The organism is Klebsiella sp. WP3-W18-ESBL-02 (assembly GCF_014168815.1).
In the GTDB taxonomy this organism is placed as follows: Bacteria; Pseudomonadota; Gammaproteobacteria; order Enterobacterales; family Enterobacteriaceae; genus Kluyvera; species Kluyvera ascorbata_B.
In genome coordinates, this window is sequence record NZ_AP021974.1 from 52,543 (window position 1) to 69,893 (window position 17,351).

18 protein-coding genes are annotated in these 17,351 nt (G+C 49.8%); 7 read left to right on the forward strand and 11 right to left on the reverse strand.

The window, feature by feature from the left end; translation table 11 throughout:
* Positions 1-105: 105 nt before the first annotated feature.
* Positions 106-1,443 carry a hypothetical protein gene (locus tag H7R56_RS26475; RefSeq protein ID WP_106930915.1) on the reverse strand — a complete coding sequence of 446 codons (1,338 nt, stop codon included), beginning with the start codon at positions 1,441-1,443 and terminating at the stop codon, positions 106-108.
* Positions 1,444-2,017: 574 nt separating this feature from the next.
* Here H7R56_RS26475 and tnpA point away from each other — a divergent pair.
* The 3 genes from tnpA to tnpC are packed head-to-tail and all read left to right on the forward strand — an operon-like array spanning position 2,018 to position 4,330.
* The gene (gene tnpA / locus H7R56_RS26480) at positions 2,018-2,398 is read left to right on the forward strand and encodes an IS66-like element accessory protein TnpA (RefSeq protein ID WP_032939119.1); all 381 of its coding nucleotides are present in this window, start codon (positions 2,018-2,020) and stop codon (positions 2,396-2,398) included.
* A complete protein-coding gene (tnpB, locus tag H7R56_RS26485; RefSeq protein WP_003843771.1) occupies positions 2,395-2,742 on the forward strand; it encodes an IS66 family insertion sequence element accessory protein TnpB in 348 nt (115 codons plus the stop codon). The genes tnpA and tnpB overlap by 4 nt, the downstream gene beginning before the upstream one ends.
* Before the next feature lie 49 nt (positions 2,743-2,791).
* A complete protein-coding gene (gene tnpC / locus H7R56_RS26490; protein ID WP_003843773.1) occupies positions 2,792-4,330 on the forward strand; it encodes an IS66 family transposase in 1,539 nt (512 codons plus the stop codon).
* Here the strand turns inward: tnpC and H7R56_RS26495 are convergent.
* The 4 genes from H7R56_RS26495 to H7R56_RS26510 all read right to left on the reverse strand — a co-directional run bounded on the left by H7R56_RS26495 (position 4,282) and on the right by H7R56_RS26510 (position 9,125).
* Positions 4,282-5,310 (reverse strand): HEPN/Toprim-associated domain-containing protein, encoded by a 1,029-nt coding sequence (locus tag H7R56_RS26495; protein ID WP_106931025.1) that lies wholly within the window; start codon positions 5,308-5,310, stop codon positions 4,282-4,284. The genes tnpC and H7R56_RS26495 overlap by 49 nt on opposite strands.
* Before the next feature lie 132 nt (positions 5,311-5,442).
* Positions 5,443-6,525 carry a hsdR gene (locus H7R56_RS26500; RefSeq protein ID WP_106931023.1) on the reverse strand — a complete coding sequence of 361 codons (1,083 nt, stop codon included), beginning with the start codon at positions 6,523-6,525 and terminating at the stop codon, positions 5,443-5,445.
* A gap of 7 nt (positions 6,526-6,532) precedes the next feature.
* Positions 6,533-7,303 (reverse strand): tyrosine-type recombinase/integrase, encoded by a 771-nt coding sequence (locus H7R56_RS26505; RefSeq protein WP_106931028.1) that lies wholly within the window; start codon positions 7,301-7,303, stop codon positions 6,533-6,535.
* 308 nt (positions 7,304-7,611) lie between these two features.
* Positions 7,612-9,125, reverse strand: a protein-coding gene (locus tag H7R56_RS26510) for an IS3 family transposase (protein ID WP_370673415.1) whose coding sequence is annotated in 2 segments (ribosomal slippage) — positions 7,612-8,675 and positions 8,675-9,125 — 1,515 coding nt in all. Because the reading frame shifts where the segments join, the coding sequence is not laid out codon by codon here.
* A 296-nt stretch (positions 9,126-9,421) separates the two neighbouring features.
* On the opposite strand from H7R56_RS26510, the gene H7R56_RS26515 reads away from it, so the two are divergent.
* The gene (locus H7R56_RS26515) at positions 9,422-10,156 is read left to right on the forward strand and encodes a DUF4145 domain-containing protein (protein ID WP_106931021.1); all 735 of its coding nucleotides are present in this window, start codon (positions 9,422-9,424) and stop codon (positions 10,154-10,156) included.
* Between the two features lie 1,554 nt (positions 10,157-11,710).
* On the opposite strand, the gene H7R56_RS26520 is transcribed toward H7R56_RS26515, so the two are convergent.
* Complete coding sequence (locus H7R56_RS26520) at positions 11,711-11,995, reverse strand: hypothetical protein (protein ID WP_223870259.1); 285 nt, start codon at positions 11,993-11,995, stop codon at positions 11,711-11,713.
* Positions 11,995-12,822 carry a ParA family protein gene (locus tag H7R56_RS26525; RefSeq protein ID WP_106931019.1) on the reverse strand — a complete coding sequence of 276 codons (828 nt, stop codon included), beginning with the start codon at positions 12,820-12,822 and terminating at the stop codon, positions 11,995-11,997. The genes H7R56_RS26520 and H7R56_RS26525 overlap by 1 nt, the downstream gene beginning before the upstream one ends.
* Positions 12,823-12,968: 146 nt before the next feature.
* On the opposite strand from H7R56_RS26525, the gene H7R56_RS26530 reads away from it, so the two are divergent.
* Entirely contained in the window at positions 12,969-13,544 is a 576-nt protein-coding gene (locus H7R56_RS26530; RefSeq protein ID WP_106931017.1) for a hypothetical protein, read from the forward strand.
* 33 nt (positions 13,545-13,577) lie between these two features.
* On the opposite strand, the gene H7R56_RS26535 is transcribed toward H7R56_RS26530, so the two are convergent.
* Positions 13,578-14,282 (reverse strand): IS6-like element IS26 family transposase, encoded by a 705-nt coding sequence (locus H7R56_RS26535; protein WP_001067855.1) that lies wholly within the window; start codon positions 14,280-14,282, stop codon positions 13,578-13,580.
* A 147-nt stretch (positions 14,283-14,429) separates the two neighbouring features.
* Between H7R56_RS26535 and H7R56_RS26540 the strand changes: the two genes are divergently transcribed.
* Together H7R56_RS26540 and H7R56_RS26545 are read left to right on the forward strand one after the other, a co-directional pair.
* The gene (locus tag H7R56_RS26540) at positions 14,430-14,741 is read left to right on the forward strand and encodes a type II toxin-antitoxin system HigB family toxin (RefSeq protein ID WP_000558568.1); all 312 of its coding nucleotides are present in this window, start codon (positions 14,430-14,432) and stop codon (positions 14,739-14,741) included.
* Positions 14,738-15,157: a helix-turn-helix domain-containing protein gene (locus H7R56_RS26545; protein ID WP_000990392.1), complete on the forward strand. Its 420-nt coding sequence runs from the start codon at positions 14,738-14,740 to the stop codon at positions 15,155-15,157. Before H7R56_RS26540 ends, H7R56_RS26545 begins: the two co-directional genes overlap by 4 nt.
* Positions 15,158-15,193: 36 nt before the next feature.
* Here the strand turns inward: H7R56_RS26545 and H7R56_RS27825 are convergent, their stop codons facing one another.
* Genes H7R56_RS27825 through H7R56_RS26555 form a run of 3 tightly spaced genes read right to left on the reverse strand, consistent with a single transcriptional unit; the run spans position 15,194 to position 17,302 of the window.
* Positions 15,194-16,198, reverse strand: coding sequence for a phage tail protein (locus H7R56_RS27825; RefSeq protein ID WP_223878993.1), 1,005 nt, complete (start codon positions 16,196-16,198; stop codon positions 15,194-15,196).
* Positions 16,161-16,340: a hypothetical protein gene (locus H7R56_RS27955; protein WP_146145759.1), complete on the reverse strand. Its 180-nt coding sequence runs from the start codon at positions 16,338-16,340 to the stop codon at positions 16,161-16,163. Before H7R56_RS27955 ends, H7R56_RS27825 begins: the two co-directional genes overlap by 38 nt.
* Positions 16,322-17,302, reverse strand: a complete 981-nt coding sequence (locus H7R56_RS26555; protein WP_033544729.1) for an IS5-like element ISKpn26 family transposase — start codon at positions 17,300-17,302, stop codon at positions 16,322-16,324. The genes H7R56_RS27955 and H7R56_RS26555 overlap by 19 nt, the downstream gene beginning before the upstream one ends.
* Positions 17,303-17,351: the final 49 nt, after the last annotated feature.

A 17,351-nucleotide genomic window follows, 5' to 3' on the forward strand; every position in this document is an offset into this window, starting at 1 on the left:
ATTTGTCACACGGAGCCTATCGGTCCAGCATAACCTGCGAACGACACCCAAATTGAGGGTGAATTGTCACAGTAACCCTGGACCATAGGCGTACTGCTACCATTTTTACTTCCCTACTTTAAATATATGGGCCAGCAGTAATCTGTTAAATGTCGTCCTGGAGGCTTCTGGCCAGCCGGGTGGATCTGTAATAAGGTCACCGAGCTGCGCCATCAGTTCGTGCGTTCCAGCTTTCTGCTGGATGTATTCTTCTGAATCATTGCCCATCGTTTCGATGATTATCGTTCCAACAATTTCTTTTCCAGCTGGCACGACGTTCAGCATGAAGTCTGGGTGTACAACGTCATTATCTGCCCCACTTTTCAGTGTGAAGAGTGGTTTGAGCAAGCTTATTGCTGATGGCGAATTGTCACACTTCCTGACGTAATCCGTCGCGCTTAGGAGAGCCTTCATCGTGTCGCGCTCTTTGTTGCTATCCACAGGGATCGGGTTATCCAGATCATAGGCAGCATGAGCGTACCCTTCGTGACAGAACGCGGAACCATTGCCATCAAGCCGGTACTCAATAATCACCCAGTATGGCGCTCTGCTGCCCACATTATATGAGTTTTCACCGTTAATTCTGACGCGAGCAGCTGGCCGGTGTGAATACCGAGTCCCCTTCACTGTGAATGTGATTTCTTCATGTGAGACGTGGTTACTGAGCCCCACGATGTAAAAGCAAGCTGCTTTTTTCTCGTCTTTAATCTTCCCTTCACTGGCCAGTGCCGTCATGGCGTCATTGATACAGGAACGGGTCATCCAGGGACTGCAGCTGATGATGGACGACAGTGGAATGCCATTTTCCATTGAGCTGGTAGCCACAACCTCCTTTACCCTGTTCAGCGCGCTAATCATGCCTGGGGCAACGTTTTCAGACAGCAACTCGAGCTGATTAAGCCCTGCGGCCTGGATGAGCGTCAGTAGTTTGCGGCCGATTGCCGGGACAGGCTTCAGTGATTTTCTCCGATGTGCCTGCGGCCCCCTCGGGGTGGGTGTACCCGTCACTTTTCCTTTGTCCACTTCATCAGGCAACCAGTCATTACCGCCAACAGGGTTTAGTGGGTTGGTTTTAGTTTCCTGGCCTCCGTCATCGCCTTCCCTGCCCTTCTTAATCCTGAACAGCGGACATTGTGCGTCATGTTCTGGAGACGTCGACAAATGTCTGAGTGTGGCTGATTTAACCTCGCAGTTAAAAGGCTTCGTCCCTGCGCTGGCCAGACAATCGCATTCGATCAATAACTCTCTTGTATCCATCTCAGTGAAGATTTTGTTGGCCAGCAGCAGGTCTGCCTTGGTGGGAGTTAATGCACGACTGACAACGTGCGAGACAGCCATTTTCTCGGCAAAGCTTAGCTCACGGTAAAATCTTCCCCTCGGGGTTTCTTTCCAGACCAGATTCATATTTAATCCCCACGACGCTTAAAAAGAATTACATTTGAAATTCATTTGTATTACAAACATGTTCTTTTTTCACCTTCAATCACAACATGAATGGAATGCTTTATGATTACTTGTGTACTACATTTGTAATCCAAAAACATCTAAAAACCGTACATGGCGTTGATGATTGATTTTATTAATCATGTCGAGTGTCTGTAAACAGTTGCTCAAGAGCATCAAGTACTTGCTGATCAATGAAATTAAGGAAGTCATTCATCTGAACGCTTAGTTTCAGAAGGTGCTCAATAGATATTTCGTGGTGGATTCCTTTCACATCACGCCCGTTACGGTGAACAATGTCGTGCCTAATCTGTACAGCCTGTGCGATACCAGATAAAAGATGTTCGGGAAAGCGTATGAGCAGGCAGTTATCGTAGAGTTGTTTTACCGTAGGGATGTGATGAAACGACAGGCTTTGCAGATCATCTTCAATGAGTTTATCAGTAAGCGTACAGCGTGAACCGTCTGGTCATAATCCGAAGCATCCGACAAAGTGGTGTCCACCAAATAAGTAGTGGGAACCAAAGTGTCAGATATGCAGAAAAATGTGACTCCCGGCAGGCGAAAAGGCTGCCCTAATTATTCTCCTGAGTTTAAGCAACAACTCGTTGCTGCCTCCTGCGAACCAGGAACATCCATCTCAAAACTGGCGCTTGAAAATGGCATTAACGCCAATCTGCTGTTCAAATGGCGCCAACAATGGCGCGAGGGAAAGCTGCTATTACCTTCTTCAGAGAACCCGCAGCTACTTCCTGTGACTCTCGATGCCGCTGACGTACAGCCAGAGCCGCCCACTGAGAGCCCGGAAGCCCTCAGTATCAGCTGTGAGATAACGTTCCGGCACGGGACGCTCCGCCTCAACGGCACTGTCAGCGAAAAGTTCCTGGCTCTGCTGATACAGGAGCTGAAGCGATGATCCCGTTACCAACAGGTACCAAAATCTGGCTGGTTGCCGGTACCACTGATATGAGAAATGGCTTCAACGGTCTTGCCGCAAAAGTACAGACGGCGCTGAAAGACGATCCGATGTCCGGCCACGTCTTCATCTTCCGGGGTCGCAGCGGCAACCAGGTCAAACTGCTGTGGTCCACCGGCGACGGGCTGTGCCTGCTGACCAAACGGCTGGAGCGTGGTCGCTTCGCCTGGCCCTCTGCCCGTGATGGCAAAGTGTTCCTGACCCCGGCCCAGCTGGCGATGCTGATGGAAGGCATCGACTGGCGACAACCTAAACGGTTGCTGACATCTCTGACCATGTTGTAGGCCTCTTTATCCTGGTTGTTGCTGAATAAGCCTGGTAAAATACGGGCTTATGAACGACACCTCTTCTGACGAAATCCTTCTGCTGAAACAGCGGCTTGCCGAACAGGAAGCGCTGAACCGCGCCCTGCTGGAAAAGCTGGCCGACCGTGAGCGCGAAATAGACCACCTGCAGGCGCAGCTGGATAAACTCCGCCGGATGAACTTCGGCAGCCGTTCCGAAAAAGTATCCCGTCGTATCGCACAGATGGAAGCTGACCTGAAGGTGCTTCAGAAAGAAAGCGATACGCTGACCGGTCGTGTGGATGACCCGGAAGTGCAGCGCTCGCTGCGTCAGACCCGCACCCGCAGACCGTTCCCCGAATCACTCCCGCGTGATGAAAAGCGTATGCTTCCGGCAGAATCCTGTTGCCCGGAGTGCGGTGGTTCGCTGAGTTACCTGGGTGAAGATGCCGCCGAACAGCTGGAGCTGATGCGCAGCGCCTTCCGGGTTATCCGGACAGTACGTGAAAAACATGCCTGTACTCAGTGCGATGCGATCGTGCAGGCAGCGGCGCCTTCACGGCCCATTGAGCGGGGTATCGCCGGCCCGGGGTTGCTGGCCCGCGTGCTGACCTCAAAGTATGCAGAGCACACACCACTGTACCGCCAGTCTGAAATATACGGCCGCCAGGGCGTGGAACTGAGTCGCTCACTGCTGTCGGGCTGGGTGGATGCATGCTGCCGGCTACTGTCGCCGCTGGAAGAGGCGCTTCAGGACTATGTCCTGATGGGTGGCAAACTCCACGCCGATGACACGCCCGTCCCGGTACTGTTACCAGGTAATAAAAAGACGAAGACCGGGCGGTTGTGGACGTACGTTCGCGACGACCGCAACGCCGGGTCAGCGCTGGCGCCGGCCGTGTGGTTCGCTTACAGCCCGGACAGAAAAGGCATCCATCCGCAGAGCCATCTTGCGGGCTTCAGCGGTGTTCTGCAGGCGGATGCGTACGCCGGGTTCAACGAGCTGTACCGCAATGGACAGATAACTGAAGCAGCCTGCTGGGCTCACGCCCGCCGCAAGATCCATGATGTGCACGTTCGTACTCCATCAGTGCTGACGGAGGAAGCCCTGAAACGGATAGGCGAACTGTATGCTATCGAGGCTGAAATACGGGGAATGCCGGCAGAGCAGCGTCTTGGTGAGCGTCAGCAGAAAGCTAAACCGCGACTGAAATCCCTGGAAAGCTGGCTGCGTGAAAAGATGAAAACGCTGTCGCGACACTCAGAGCTGGCGAAGGCGTTCGCGTACGCACTGAACCAGTGGCCAGCACTGACGTACTATGCAGACGATGGCTGGGCTGAAGCCGATAACAATATCGCTGAAAATGCGCTGCGGACGGTCAGCCTGGGCCGCAAAAACTTCTTGTTCTTCGGCTCTGACCACGGTGGTGAGCGCGGAGCACTGCTGTACAGCCTGATCGGGACGTGCAAACTGAACGGCGTGGAGCCAGAGAGGTATCTCTGTCATGTGCTCAACGTCATAGCTGACTGGCCGGTCAATCAGGTCAGCGAACTGTTACCCTGGCGAATAACCCTGCCAACTGAATAACCCGTTCCCGTCAATACGGTTCTCGCTGTACGCTTACGTTTATCAAGGGATTCGAGCTGTTTGTAAACTTCTGAAAGTGGTTTTCTCTCCGCTGACTTATACCTGGCATAATTCTCGACAAAACGGCGTTTGACTGGTTCATGCTGTACAGAACGGATAAATATGTCTGACAGATATACTTCCATCACGGTGATAATGCCTGAATAGCACATACGCAAAAGAACAGCGTTTTCTGTTCTCTGGTTGGCCAGGTTCAGAAGTTCATCAAGGCTCTTTCTCGCATTACGTAATGGCTTTGTGGCACCGCAGTTTCTTTCTTCGAGATCCAGGAAATCGTCCATGCGTTCATCCCAGATTAACTCGCTTAAATTAAGCTCACATAAAGCGTTATCGTCTGATGTAAGCAACAGCGCAAGAGAATAAAAGTCATAATCAGTACAAGGAAAGTTGAAAGAGGTATCCCGTACCCACCCACAGTACCCATCAACACTACTGACCATAAGCGAGAGAACAGGATCTCCAGTTTCCACCCACTCATCAAAGCTGTTTGCGAATTCTTCGTTCATGGGCCAATTCTGTGCACGATGGAACCGTTGCAGCCAGTCCTCCAGACGAGCATTTTTCAGAACACTCAAAATCTGTTTGAGCCAGTGATATCTGCGAGTATCAAATTCCCCCTTGTCACCATTCCCTTCAAGCGCACTGAACTCTTTCGCTAGTTCAGCTTTCCAGGAATTTAGTGCATGAGAGAAGTGTCGTTCCAGCGAATCGCGATCATACCCAATTAACGCCATTCTCCTTTTAATCTGTCCAACAGAAGCCCGATAACCAATAAATGCCCCGTCATACCGTAGGTCTTCGTCCTCGGTATGTACCTCCCGGACCCGGTCTCCTTCCTGGAAGAACCAAAGATGGTATGAGTTCTGAGTTGGATAGATGGTTAAAGAATCATCGATGGTGATTTCTGTCCAGGTAGACAATTAACAACTCCTTTGTAATACAATTAGAATGCATATGTATTCTAATATTTTTTTATACAATGCCTTTCAGCTTGATTATATAAACTTAAGGCACGCATATTTGATATTCATTTGAGATACAAATGTAATACATTATTCATCCATGTATCGCTTATCACCGTCACAGAAATCGCATCCCCGAATATAGCTAAGCTCCTGAACAGAGTCGATCGCATGGTTGCAACATTCGCATACCATTAACGTCTTAAAGAAGCTAAGACACTCAGTGCACAGGTAGCCATTTCCAAACTTAGCCACCGTTCCAGGTCTCATACACTGAGTACATCCTGCAGGCAAAAACTCGTCATCCCAGTTGGAGTGAAACAGGCTCTCATCAAGAACATCATACCGATTATGGTTAACACCACATTTGTTGCATCTGACGGAAAATTCTCCTTGTAGGCATGCCATTTCATCACCACAAGCCGGGCAATGCATGCGTATGAACCCGGAGAGGCTGGAGCAAACCAGGCAATGTCGCTCGTATAAAACAGGGAGTTCATGATGACCAGTATCGATCGTATCTGTTACTGCAGCATCCTGATTGCATTCATCGCAGCGTTGTACAATTTGTCCCCCGGCAACGCGTTTATCAAGATCAGCCTTAACCTGTTCCAGTCGGATGGCTGAATAGAATTTATTCCCCTGCAGAAGCAGGGTTTCGCTTCTGGCAAGTTTCCAGGAGTGTAAAGGACCAAAAATGGATACCCAGTCTTCGCGCATAAAGCGGTTCAGCGCAAACCAGGCTGCTGCCTGCTCGGAAAGAATGGCTTGCTGGTCCTGGTCAGTGAAGGCCTGCTTATAGAAGTGGACCACCTGATTACGATGCTGTCTGATAGCATTGAAGGCTTTTTTGGTATCGCTATTCAGGGGCATGTTCAGCACATCGTCTAACCGCGTGATGGCATCGTCATATGTGACCGACTGGAAATCCCCCTCAAGGAATTTACTACGAACGAACCGTTTCCCACTACAAACCAGGCTCCAGTGCTCATGGAGCAGCGGCACTTTCAGCATGATTTCGACGGCAGTCCAGAAACTGACTATCGAATATTTGTACTCATTGGCTTCCAGTTCTGAACGAGCCTTATCAAGGAAGTCCATCCCATTCTCGATCAGCGCCAGCACATCATCGCCTGGGGGATTGAATTTTTCCTGAACGATTAACTTTTGCATTTTTGCCTCAGTCAGTTCTGGCGCGCAGCAGCTGCAGCGCGTCCTGCGTATTGAGAGTAAAGCGGATGTCCTGGCTGGCGGCCACATCGAGGGCAAATATCTTGGTATACACCTCGGTGCTCTCAAACTTTTCATGGCCCATCAGTCCCTGGATGATCTTCGGGTGCACGTGGCCATAAAGCAGGTGCATCGCAAAACTGTGGCGGAACGTGTGCGGACTGACGGCGATGCTGAACCGGACACCGTCACGGCCGGCGGAATCGATGGCCCGGACCAGCCAGTTTCTGACCGTTCTGTCGGATACCGACCAGATCGGCCGCGCTCTCCGCTCGCCGGTGATAATGTCATCTTCAAACTGTTCCTTCGTACTGGCGAACAGCCGGCGCATCTCATCCACATAGGCCGGGTCCGATAACGGTACCACGCGGTTAGCGCTTTTGCCTTTCTTCGGACGGCCGCCGCCGGCACGGCGTTGTTTGGCGGTGCGGATCACCACATGCGGGATCTCATCGTTGAGATGAAAATCCCGCCGCCTTAAGGCCAGCGCTTCATTGAGCCTGGGGCCAGCATTCCAGAGCGTATTGATGAACGCGTGCTGATTCCAGTCCGGCAGATAATGGAGCAGGGCGCTGACTTCCGGTGCCAGCAGGTATTTTGGCAGCTCGGTGTAATGGCCAGCCATCTCCCGCAGCGACAGCGCCCGACCGTAATCGAATCCGGCCGGTACCGCGGTCACCGGCAGGGGAGGGGAGCCAGGCATAAAAGAGGGCAGATTCATGATGTCCCCGTTTTCTCGTGCGCTACGTAAAATCTGCTGCAGATGACCCCTGCCTGGCAGAAATTTTTCACGTAGCGCGATCTGGTGAAGTTCAGTGACTATTTTCGTCGCTCGCAGCGGTTGTTGCCACTGGAAAAACCCGCAGAGCACTGCGCCCGGATTTTCCGATTTCTGGAAATATACCATAAAGAGGAAACAGATAAATCAGGGGCCGATCGCCAGAAGGATCGTTTCTGGATCGTTTATGCCTGGATGATGTGTTCTGAGGCTGGCGGTAAGTGTCAAGGTAGTTGGCACCCCCGGTTGATTTAGGCTGCCTGTTTTTCCCGTTCTGGATTCAGCATTACCTTGCCTACCGGATGCCAGTTTCGTGTTCTGCCAGACCAGCGTTCAGGCCGTTCCGCTTTTGCCTTTTTGTACACCTCATCCCGATTTTTCAGCAACACACCGTCTTCTCCACGATGTCGCTGACCCGGCGTCACATACCTGATGCCGCTATGTCTGTGCATTTCGTTATACCACTGAGCAAAAACCTCTATCCATTCACGCGCCTCCTCCAGCTTGCCGAACCCTGATGACGGCCACTGCGGGACATATTTCAGTGTCCGGAACAGCGACTCCACATACGCATTATCGTTACTCACTCCCGGCCGGCTGTGAGAGGGGGTTATCGCCAGCTCGTGTAGCTTCATTTGCAACGTCTGTGACTTCATCGCCGCGCCGTTGTCCGCATGCAGTACCGGCGGGTTTTGCCAGCATCCTTCCCGAAGGACCGTGCGTTGTATCAGGGCTGCCGCCTGCTCACCACTTTCAGTTTCATGCACTTCATATCCCACGATTTTTCGGCTGTAGAGGTCTTCCACCAGATACAGGTAAAACCAGCGCCCCTTTACGGTTGACGGAACCCATGTAATGTCCCATGTCCACACCTCATTCGGCCCGCTGGCCTGCCAACTCGTAGCCGGGGTGACTTTCTGCGCTGCCCGTTGCCGTCCCCGGCGATGCACCTCTCCATGACGACGCAGTACCCGGTAAAAGGTTGACTCGCTTGCCAGATAAATCCCCTTATCCGCCAACGCCGGTACGATTTGTGACGGGGGGAGGCTGGCGTAGTCTGGCTGATGGCACACTGCCAGTATCTGTTGCTCTTCTTGCTCACTTAACTGGTTCACCGGGGAGGGCCTGACCGTGCTGACACGCTTGTCTTCCCACGACGTTTGCCAGCGTCGCCACGTCCGTTCACTTAATCCCGCTTCCGTCAGCGCTATTGACAGCCGAGCTCCTGACGCCATCGCGTCCCGCACGTAACCGATAAGTGCCTGCCGCTCTGTTCCGGGCGTCAGTCGTCCTCGTCGGTTTCCCCGTAAAAATCCCGCAACTGCTTTCGCAGCACCAGTATCGCTGCCGCCTCCGCCAGCGCCTTTTCCTTACGAAGCAGTTCGCGTTTTAGTTGTTTAACTTCTTTCTGGCTTTGTTTGAGCGCCGCTTTGTCAGTGGGCGAAGACACCTGCAAAAAGCCTTGTTTCCACTGACTAATCTGTTCCAGGTAAAGCCCTTTTTTACGGCAGTATTGCGCGAGTTCTGTTTCGCTGAGTGTAGCTGTTTCGATAATCACAGCCAGCCGGGCTTCGGCTGACCATTGGTCTGTAGTTTTGTTTGCACCCGGCACCGGTATTCCCTCTGCTTTCGCCTTGTTACGCCAGTAATAAAGGGTAGCTTCCGATATCCCTTCCATCTGCGCAACTGCGGTGACGGTCATGTTGTAAGGCGGTAGTAATTTAGCCAGTGCAGCCGATTTACGTTCTGGTGAAATTCGTTTCACGATCTGTTCCCATCTTGTCATTAGTATTTTCGATGGGGGTGACAACTATCCTGACAGAGGGGGCTGGCAGGACGCCATATACTGTGGTTTTGGGTGTCCGGCGGTCTTTTCCTGAAATAGCAGAAAACGGAAAGGGTAGAAATTCTGGATGTGAGACAAAAATTTTGCCGACATGTCGGGTACCGTATGCCGAGCCCTTTTCTGAAAATGAATAATGGCTTATGTTGAGGTCAGGCATATCTGAACCTGAATATTCAGTTCAGACCTAATAACAATGACCAATGGAGTTTAAATAAATGCCAGTTCATAAAATATCCGCGACATTTTTTAATAGTCTGAACGTTGACTGGCCATGCCCTGCGTGTAGCCAGAAAACTCTGCGGATTGATAAGCCAAGTTTTAAAACTGAGTCAGTACTGCGTAGCAGGCAAGCTCAGAGTGAGGATTGGTTTGAGCCTGAAATGGATGAAACAGTTTTCACCTGTATGGCACATTGTTCTCGTGAAACCTGTAAGGAAGTCGTTGTTTGCACTGGGGAGGGGGGCTGGGAACAGGATTATGGGGATGAAGGAATCCAGTATTACGCCTGGCATAAACCTCTTCATTTTGTGCCAACATTGCATCCATTTATGCTCCCTAATGACTGCCCGGAAGAGATAACGAAACCCCTTATCGCGTCTTTTTCTGTGTATCTCAGCCAGCCGGGATCTGCGGCCAACTTAATCAGAATATCAGTTGAGAGATTGCTAACGGCAATTGGCGTTCCTGAACTGAATGACAAGAACAAACGTATTGTTCTTCATAACCGTATTGAGTTGCTTGATGGGCAATATACCCCTTACAAAGATATATTGATGGCCATTAAATTCCTGGGCAATGCCGGCAGCCATACCTATGATGAAGTCACCACGAGCGATATCGAAGCGGCATTCGAGATTATGGAGTATGTCGTGAATGACCTCTTCTCTGGCCGTAAGGAGTCGATTGAGGTTCTCACCAAGCGGCTGCATGGTAAGTTTGGCAAGAAGTGACTTGTCTCTTACATTCGTATTCGGGGCTATTTTAAGTACTTTGATATGCGGGATAGTTCAATAGAGGAAGTACTATCCCGGATAAAGTACCGGAAGTAATGTTATTCGAAATGACAACATACTTACTATCAAGATAGTCCAAGAGTCTGCTGCACAGCAAAAGACTTATGTACTTTCATGTTATGTACTATGCACAACAAAATAAATAAATCGAACGAACAACTAAGTACTCTGTATTTATAAAATAACCAATCATTTTTGATGGTACTTTTAATTTGAAAGTCAATGGGTTGTGGAAATATATTTTGACATTCATTCGACTATCCCGTAATATAATAATCAGAACGCATTTGACAATCCATACGCACTGACTCGGTCACTACCAATCCCATTAAAATGGAAAAGGTTGCTGTCGGGTATTTTTTGTGCGCGTCATTATGCGCATTATGGTTATTTGCACTTAAGCTAAATATCTATGGGTATAGAGTCGTTAATCTTCACCGTTATTCCTGCTCCTCAGGGGCTGGCCTCTAACAAGGAGCACCAGTGAGAGAGTGGTGGTAGCCAGACAGTATGATATGCCTAACACTTGATATTGACTGTTGCAATAGGCAAATCGATAAAAGATTGCAAAAATAGACTAAAAAACATGTTGACTATTGACAAACATGCTTATTTCAGGGTAAGATAACCTTATTCTGAACATGACTGATAAACCGTCATGTGGCCAGCAGAGGCCAGGGCAACCACAGAAGATTATTAAGTATAATACCCGGTTCCCCTGTACTGTTGGCCTTGCCAAAACAGCAGGCACCGGTGCGTCCGGGCCTGCTTTTTTTGTGCCCGAAGAAAGAACCAGGAATCATTATCTCCATTACTGGAGGCAGGATTTTTACACCCTAAAAACAGATAATGCCCTTAGAGGATAAGGAACTGAAATGAACTGACAGCTAATGAATATGTATCACGTGGCGATTGTCGCCATATTTTTTCAAAACTCTAAAAGGTTTCTAAATGAAAACTTTGAATGCAGTAAACCGGAGCATTAAATCATTCACTAAAATAGGAGACTATTATGTCTACAGAAATGTCGCAGCAAGTACCAAACAACACTACCTACAATGCACCCGTAACTATCAACAACTACTACTACGGCTGCCCCGTCCCCCCCCCCTGAAGAACCGCCGGTTGTTCCTGCGAAAAAGAAACGCGGCTGGGTTTTCGAAACCGCCAGTATCTTACTTGGAACAGTTATTACCTGGTGGCAGGCAGGGCATAACGGTGTAATGATGTCATTTTTGACAGCATTACTAATCTGGATGGGGGTACCAGTAGGGATGGCACCAGTACTCGCTACCGGCCTCATTACCGTTAGCGTCTGTGCCGCCCCTACCGTATTGCTTAGTGTATTACGCTGGGTAGTGAATCAGAAATAGTTGTTACTCAGAGTGGGGATAGTTCGAGCTATCCCTTACTCAATACTAATGGTTGTTAGCGCAAAAATCAACCATTGAAATTACATTGTGAATACTAGTGTATTACTTTTGTAATTCACTAGATGTTCTCTTTTATTGCTTTAAGCACCTTTTCTGGTCCAGCTGTTTGAGCTAGGTACAGCCCTGCGCGTAACAGCGTCGACACCGTGATGTTCTTGTGTGTCAGCGCCTGGATCTCTTCAACCAGCTGCTGTGCAATCATTTTCTCATTCGGGGTCATACGGATTGTCTTGGGACTTTCACCAGATGTATTTTTCTTTTTGGCTGCGATATTGGTCAGGCTACTTCCAGCTGCAGCACGCTCAGGCTTTTCCATTTTAGGACGAACAAGGTCTTTAGCCATTATGCTGTCTCTCTTCGAATGATTTCATCTAACTCGCGCGCCAGTTTACCGTAGTCAACTAAGGCCATTGCGCTTTTCTGGTAGTAATACAGCGGAACACAAGCTACCTGAGACTGGACTATCGCCTGATCAGTACGTATGCGTGTTTTCATTAACCTTGGTGCAATTCTTTCATGCGAGGTCAATGCTGTTTCAATGTAGGTGTTAATTTTCTTATTCGCACCGTTGTAGTTATTACGGAACACACTAAATCTGGAATAATTCTCTTCAGAGATCTCATCCATATAATCCAGCATGATTTCCAGCCCACTCAGTGAGAAGCTGCCGCCATCGACAGGTACCAGGACGTGGTCGGCAATGTAAATGGCATTGCCAGTTGCTATATTCAGGCCTGGTGCGCAATCGATGATAATGTAATCGTACTCGCTGCGGATCTTTTCGAGATGACGAGCAAGAATTTTTTCCCGATGACTACGTGTCAGAGTCTGCTCGATAATTTTTTCAAACGTAGGGTCTGAAGGTACCAGGTCAAGATTCGGGATTGCCGTTTCACCCGCCATCGCAGGAACAATAACGTCGTGGATATCTAAGCGTGCATTACTATAGAGATCGCAGATTGTCGGACCATACATGGAATAGTATTTCTTACCATTTGCCGTAACTTCTGTCGTGTTAGCCTGCTGGTCGGAATCCATGAGCAGCGTTCGCTTTCCTGACCTCGCATAATGGACAGCCAGGTTGGTCGCGGAACTGGTCTTACCAGGCCCGCCTTTATTGTTCATAATTGCAATTATCTTTGCGGATGATTGTTGTACATTGCTAGTCATGATAGCTCTCGCGTAGGGTTGCTAACCAAACAATCTTGTAATCTATTTTGATTTCAATAGCAATACAAATGTAATACATTGTGGACAAGCATGCAATCAGTGTCTGGCTTTAACCAGAGTGATACTTTTTTAGGAAAATGAATGTGATGGAAAAGCTCAAATACGAATCCCTTATGAGTCCCGGGGCAAAAGAGAAAATCGAGAATGGTTCCTGGCGGGTTCTTGGCCTGACTATTCAGGATGCGAAGAACGGGCGGATTGTCGCTAGTCTTAAAACCGTCCTTAACGATGACGAATCCTGCTATACGCCTGATTTGTTTATAAACATGCATGATGAGATTATGATTTCTCAGCGTTTGCTTTCTGTGCAAATCACAAAGGAATCACGACTAATACATGCAGGGCAGACTCGTATTGAAGAAAAATTGGACCATCTCATTTCACTTCAGTATGGCCAGTTGCATGGTGAAATTTTCGATTTTTTCAGCCAGTTTGAAAATCTGCGCGTTGGGAATGAGGCTGGGGCAGAAAGTTTGCTGAACTCAGGTGGAAATCTTGCGAGTCGTCTGTCTGGCATCATTGATACGATGATTGCTAACTATCTCGGCCAGGTGGAGCTTTCTTTCGACAACACTCAAATAACCTATTCACAATTCAGTAGTCGTAAGGCACAGGACCTACGTTATATCAGAGTTCACGATCTGGCACTGTTGCAAAGTTAGCGATGAGGCAGCCTTTTGTCTTATTCAAAGGCCTTACATTTCAAAAACTCTGCTTACCAGGCGCATTTCGCCCAGGGGATCACCATAATAAAATGCTGAGGCCTGGCCTTTGCGTAGTGCACGCATCACCTCAATACCTTTGATGGTGGCGTAAGCCGTCTTCATGGATTTAAATCCCAGCGTGGCGCCGATTATCCGTTTCAGTTTGCCATGATCGCATTCAATCACGTTGTTCCGGTACTTAATCTGTCGGTGTTCAACGTCAGACGGGCACCGGCCTTCGCGTTTGAGCAGAGCAAGCGCGCGACCATAGGCGGGCGCTTTATCCGTGTTGATGAATCGCGGGATCTGCCACTTCTTCACGTTGTTGAGGATTTTACCCAGAAACCGGTATGCAGCTTTGCTGTTACGACGGGAGGAGAGATAAAAATCGACAGTGCGGCCCCGGCTGTCGACGGCCCGGTACAGATACGCCCAGCGGCCATTGACCTTCACGTAGGTTTCATCCATGTGCCACGGGCAAAGATCGGAAGGGTTACGCCAGTACCAGCGCAGCCGTTTTTCCATTTCAGGCGCATAACGCTGAACCCAGCGGTAAATCGTGGAGTGATCGACATTCACTCCGCGTTCAGCCAGCATCTCCTGCAGCTCACGGTAACTGATGCCGTATTTGCAGTACCAGCGTACGGCCCACAGAATGATGTCACGCTGAAAATGCCGGCCTTTGAATGGGTTCATGTGCAGCTCCATCAGCAAAAGGGGATGATAAGTTTATCACCACCGACTATTTGCAACAGTGCCCTAATTATTTTCAGTTTCCAACTTGTCAACTCTGCGGGAGTGCGATATTATGTTTCCAAGATGGAAACACAAGGAGAGCGAAGGATGCACGTTGTATCGAGAGCACCTTTCGATACAGCCACCAGGCAATTCCCCAATCAGGCAGCGGCACTAGACGACGTATACCGGACTTTGAAGAGAGAGAACTACACTTCACCGGACGAAATGAAAAAACGATTTGCCTCGCTGGACAGAATGAAATATCGGGAGAAGTGGTGGGTGATCGATGTTGGCGGTGGGAATTTAAGGGTGATGTTTTTTGCTGATTTTGAACGTGGGAAAATCTTTATAAAGCACATAACCACACACGCCGAATACGACAAGCTGACAGATTTTTACCGGAGAACTAAAGAATGATGTACACCGATGCTATCCAGGCGGCAAACAGCCTGGTTAGCATTGTCCCCCTCCTGGGGGGCAATGCCTCTCGCAAGGACTATGAAGACGCGCTGACGCTGGTTGAATACCTGGTTGAACACGAGCCAGATCATCCGCTGGTGGACATGCTGGTTGCGAAAATTGCCCAGTATGAAGATGAGGCGGAAGAGTTCGCAGAGTTCAACGACCGTATTGCAGCGTTACCAAGTGGCGTGGCCCTGCTGCGTGTCCTGATGGACCAGCACAAACTGACTCAGAGTGATTTTGAGGAAGAGATTGGTAAGAAATCGCTGGTGAGCCGCATCCTTAACGGGACTCGCTCACTAACACTAGATCACATGAAAGCACTTGCGCGGCGCTTCAACATTCCGCCCAGCTCATTCATGGACGCGTAAAACAGCCCCCTGACCGAAAGGTTGGGGGCTTTTGTATTAACCCCTGCCTTTGTTTTTCACGTAGTCCAGGAAGCGTTTCTCGGCATCCTGACGTGATACACCAGTCATTACCATCGCATCAATAAACGCCTGGCGTTCCACCTTGAAACGGTCGGCGAGCTGCTGCAGCAGCACCTTGTTTTTATCCTGCTCGGCTTTAAGCTTTTGCTGACTTTCTTCTGCCTTTGCCCGTTGTTTTTGCGTCATTTTCCGGGCTTTTAACAGTTTGTCGCTGAGGGTGCGTAGCTTTGTACTGTCTCGCGCAATCTGATTACCCAGCGCTTTCTGGCGGCGCTGGTATTTATCCCACTCCTGACGCATCGCCCCCTGGTTAGTCTGTGAGTTACGGTTCTTGTTGAATCTTTTCCGATCTTCCTCAGTGAAATGCTTAGTAGTACGTCGTTTGTCGTCACCGAACCCTACACGTTTAGCGGCCTGCAGCATGGCCTGACCGATCCGCAATTGCCAGCTTGCCGACTGGAGTCGGGTCATTGCGTGGATCACGTGCTTACAGGCGATCCCTTTGAGATTAGGGTTACGGATTTTGGGGAAGGCATATTCTTTTGGCGGTGCCAGGGCAAAGTTACCGGCGGTCGCGATGTAGCGATACCAGTATTGATGACGACCACAATCACAATCGAAGGATACGCGACCGGCACACAGCTTTTTCGTCACTTTTACCGCGCTAGTCTCATCCCCCAGCTCATCAATCAGTGAATCCCATTCCTCAAAGCGCACTTTTACGCGGTGATGCTGGTCTTCGGAGCGATCTGAAGCCTCCACGCTGACTGTGACGACGTTATGTTTCAATGATGAAGGCACGGCGCGCTTAATGCCGGAACCGTCGTCTACGGCGTTGTTAGCACGTTTAACGTCGATCGCCTCACTTCCGGCTATGAGCTGGGCATAGGTGATCCCGGCTATGCCTGAATTGAACGTCTGTCGAATATCCTTGCGGCGACCTTCAAATGCCTTTAGGGAAGGTGCGAATAAGCAGGTCATTTCTTCCCAAGCTGACTCGCTGATTAAAATTTCGCGGATCTGGGCCGATTTTTTTCCCGCAAATACATCGAATCAGCCTATTTAGGCTATTTTTTCCACCATTTCTGGCGTTATTTCCGGTTTTTACTGAGATCTCTCCCACTGACGTATCATTTGGTCCACCCGAAACAGGTTGGCCAGGGTGAATAACATCGCCAGTTGGTTATCGTTTTTCAGCAGCCCCTTGTATCTGGCTTTCACGAAGCCGAACTGTCGCTTGATGATGCGAAACGGGTGCTCCACCCTGGCCCGGATGCTGGCTTTCATGTATTCGATGTTGATGGCCGTTTTGTTCTTGCGTGGATGCTGTTTCAAGGTTCTTACCTTGCCGGGGCGCTCGGCGATCAGCCAGTCCACATCCACCTCGGCCAGCTCCTCGCGCTGTGGCGCCCCTTGGTAGCCGGCATCGGCTGAGACAAATTGCTCCTCTCCATGAAGCAGATTACCCAGCTGATTGAGGTCATGCTCGTTGGCCGCGGTGGTGACCAGGCTGTGGGTCAGGCCACTCTTGGCATCGACACCAATGTGGGCCTTCATGCCAAAGTGCCACTGATTGCCTTTCTTGGTCTGATGCATCTCCGGATCGCGTTGCTGCTCTTTGTTCTTGGTAGAGCTGGGTGCCTCAATGATGGTGGCATCCACCAAAGTGCCTTGGGTCATCATGACGCCTGCTTCGGCCAGCCAGCGATTGATGGTCTTGAACAATTGACGGGCCAGTTGATGCTGCTCGAGCAGGTGGCGGAAATTCATGATGGTGGTGCGATCCGGCAGGGCGCTATCCAGGGATAATCGGGCAAACAGGCGCATGGAGGCGATTTCGTACAGAGCATCTTCCATCGCGCCATCGCTCAGGTTGTACCAATGCTGCATGCAGTGAATGCGTAGCATGGTTTCCAGCGGATAGGGCCGTCGGCCATTGCCCGCCTTGGGATAAAACGGCTCGATGACAGCGGTCATATTCTGCCATGGCAGAATCTGCTCCATGCGGGAGAGGAAAATCTCTTTTCGGGTCTGACGGCGCTTAGTGCTGAATTCACTATCGGCGAAGGTGAGTTGATGGCTCATGATGTCCCTCTGGGATGCGCTCCGGATGAATATGATGATCTCATATCAG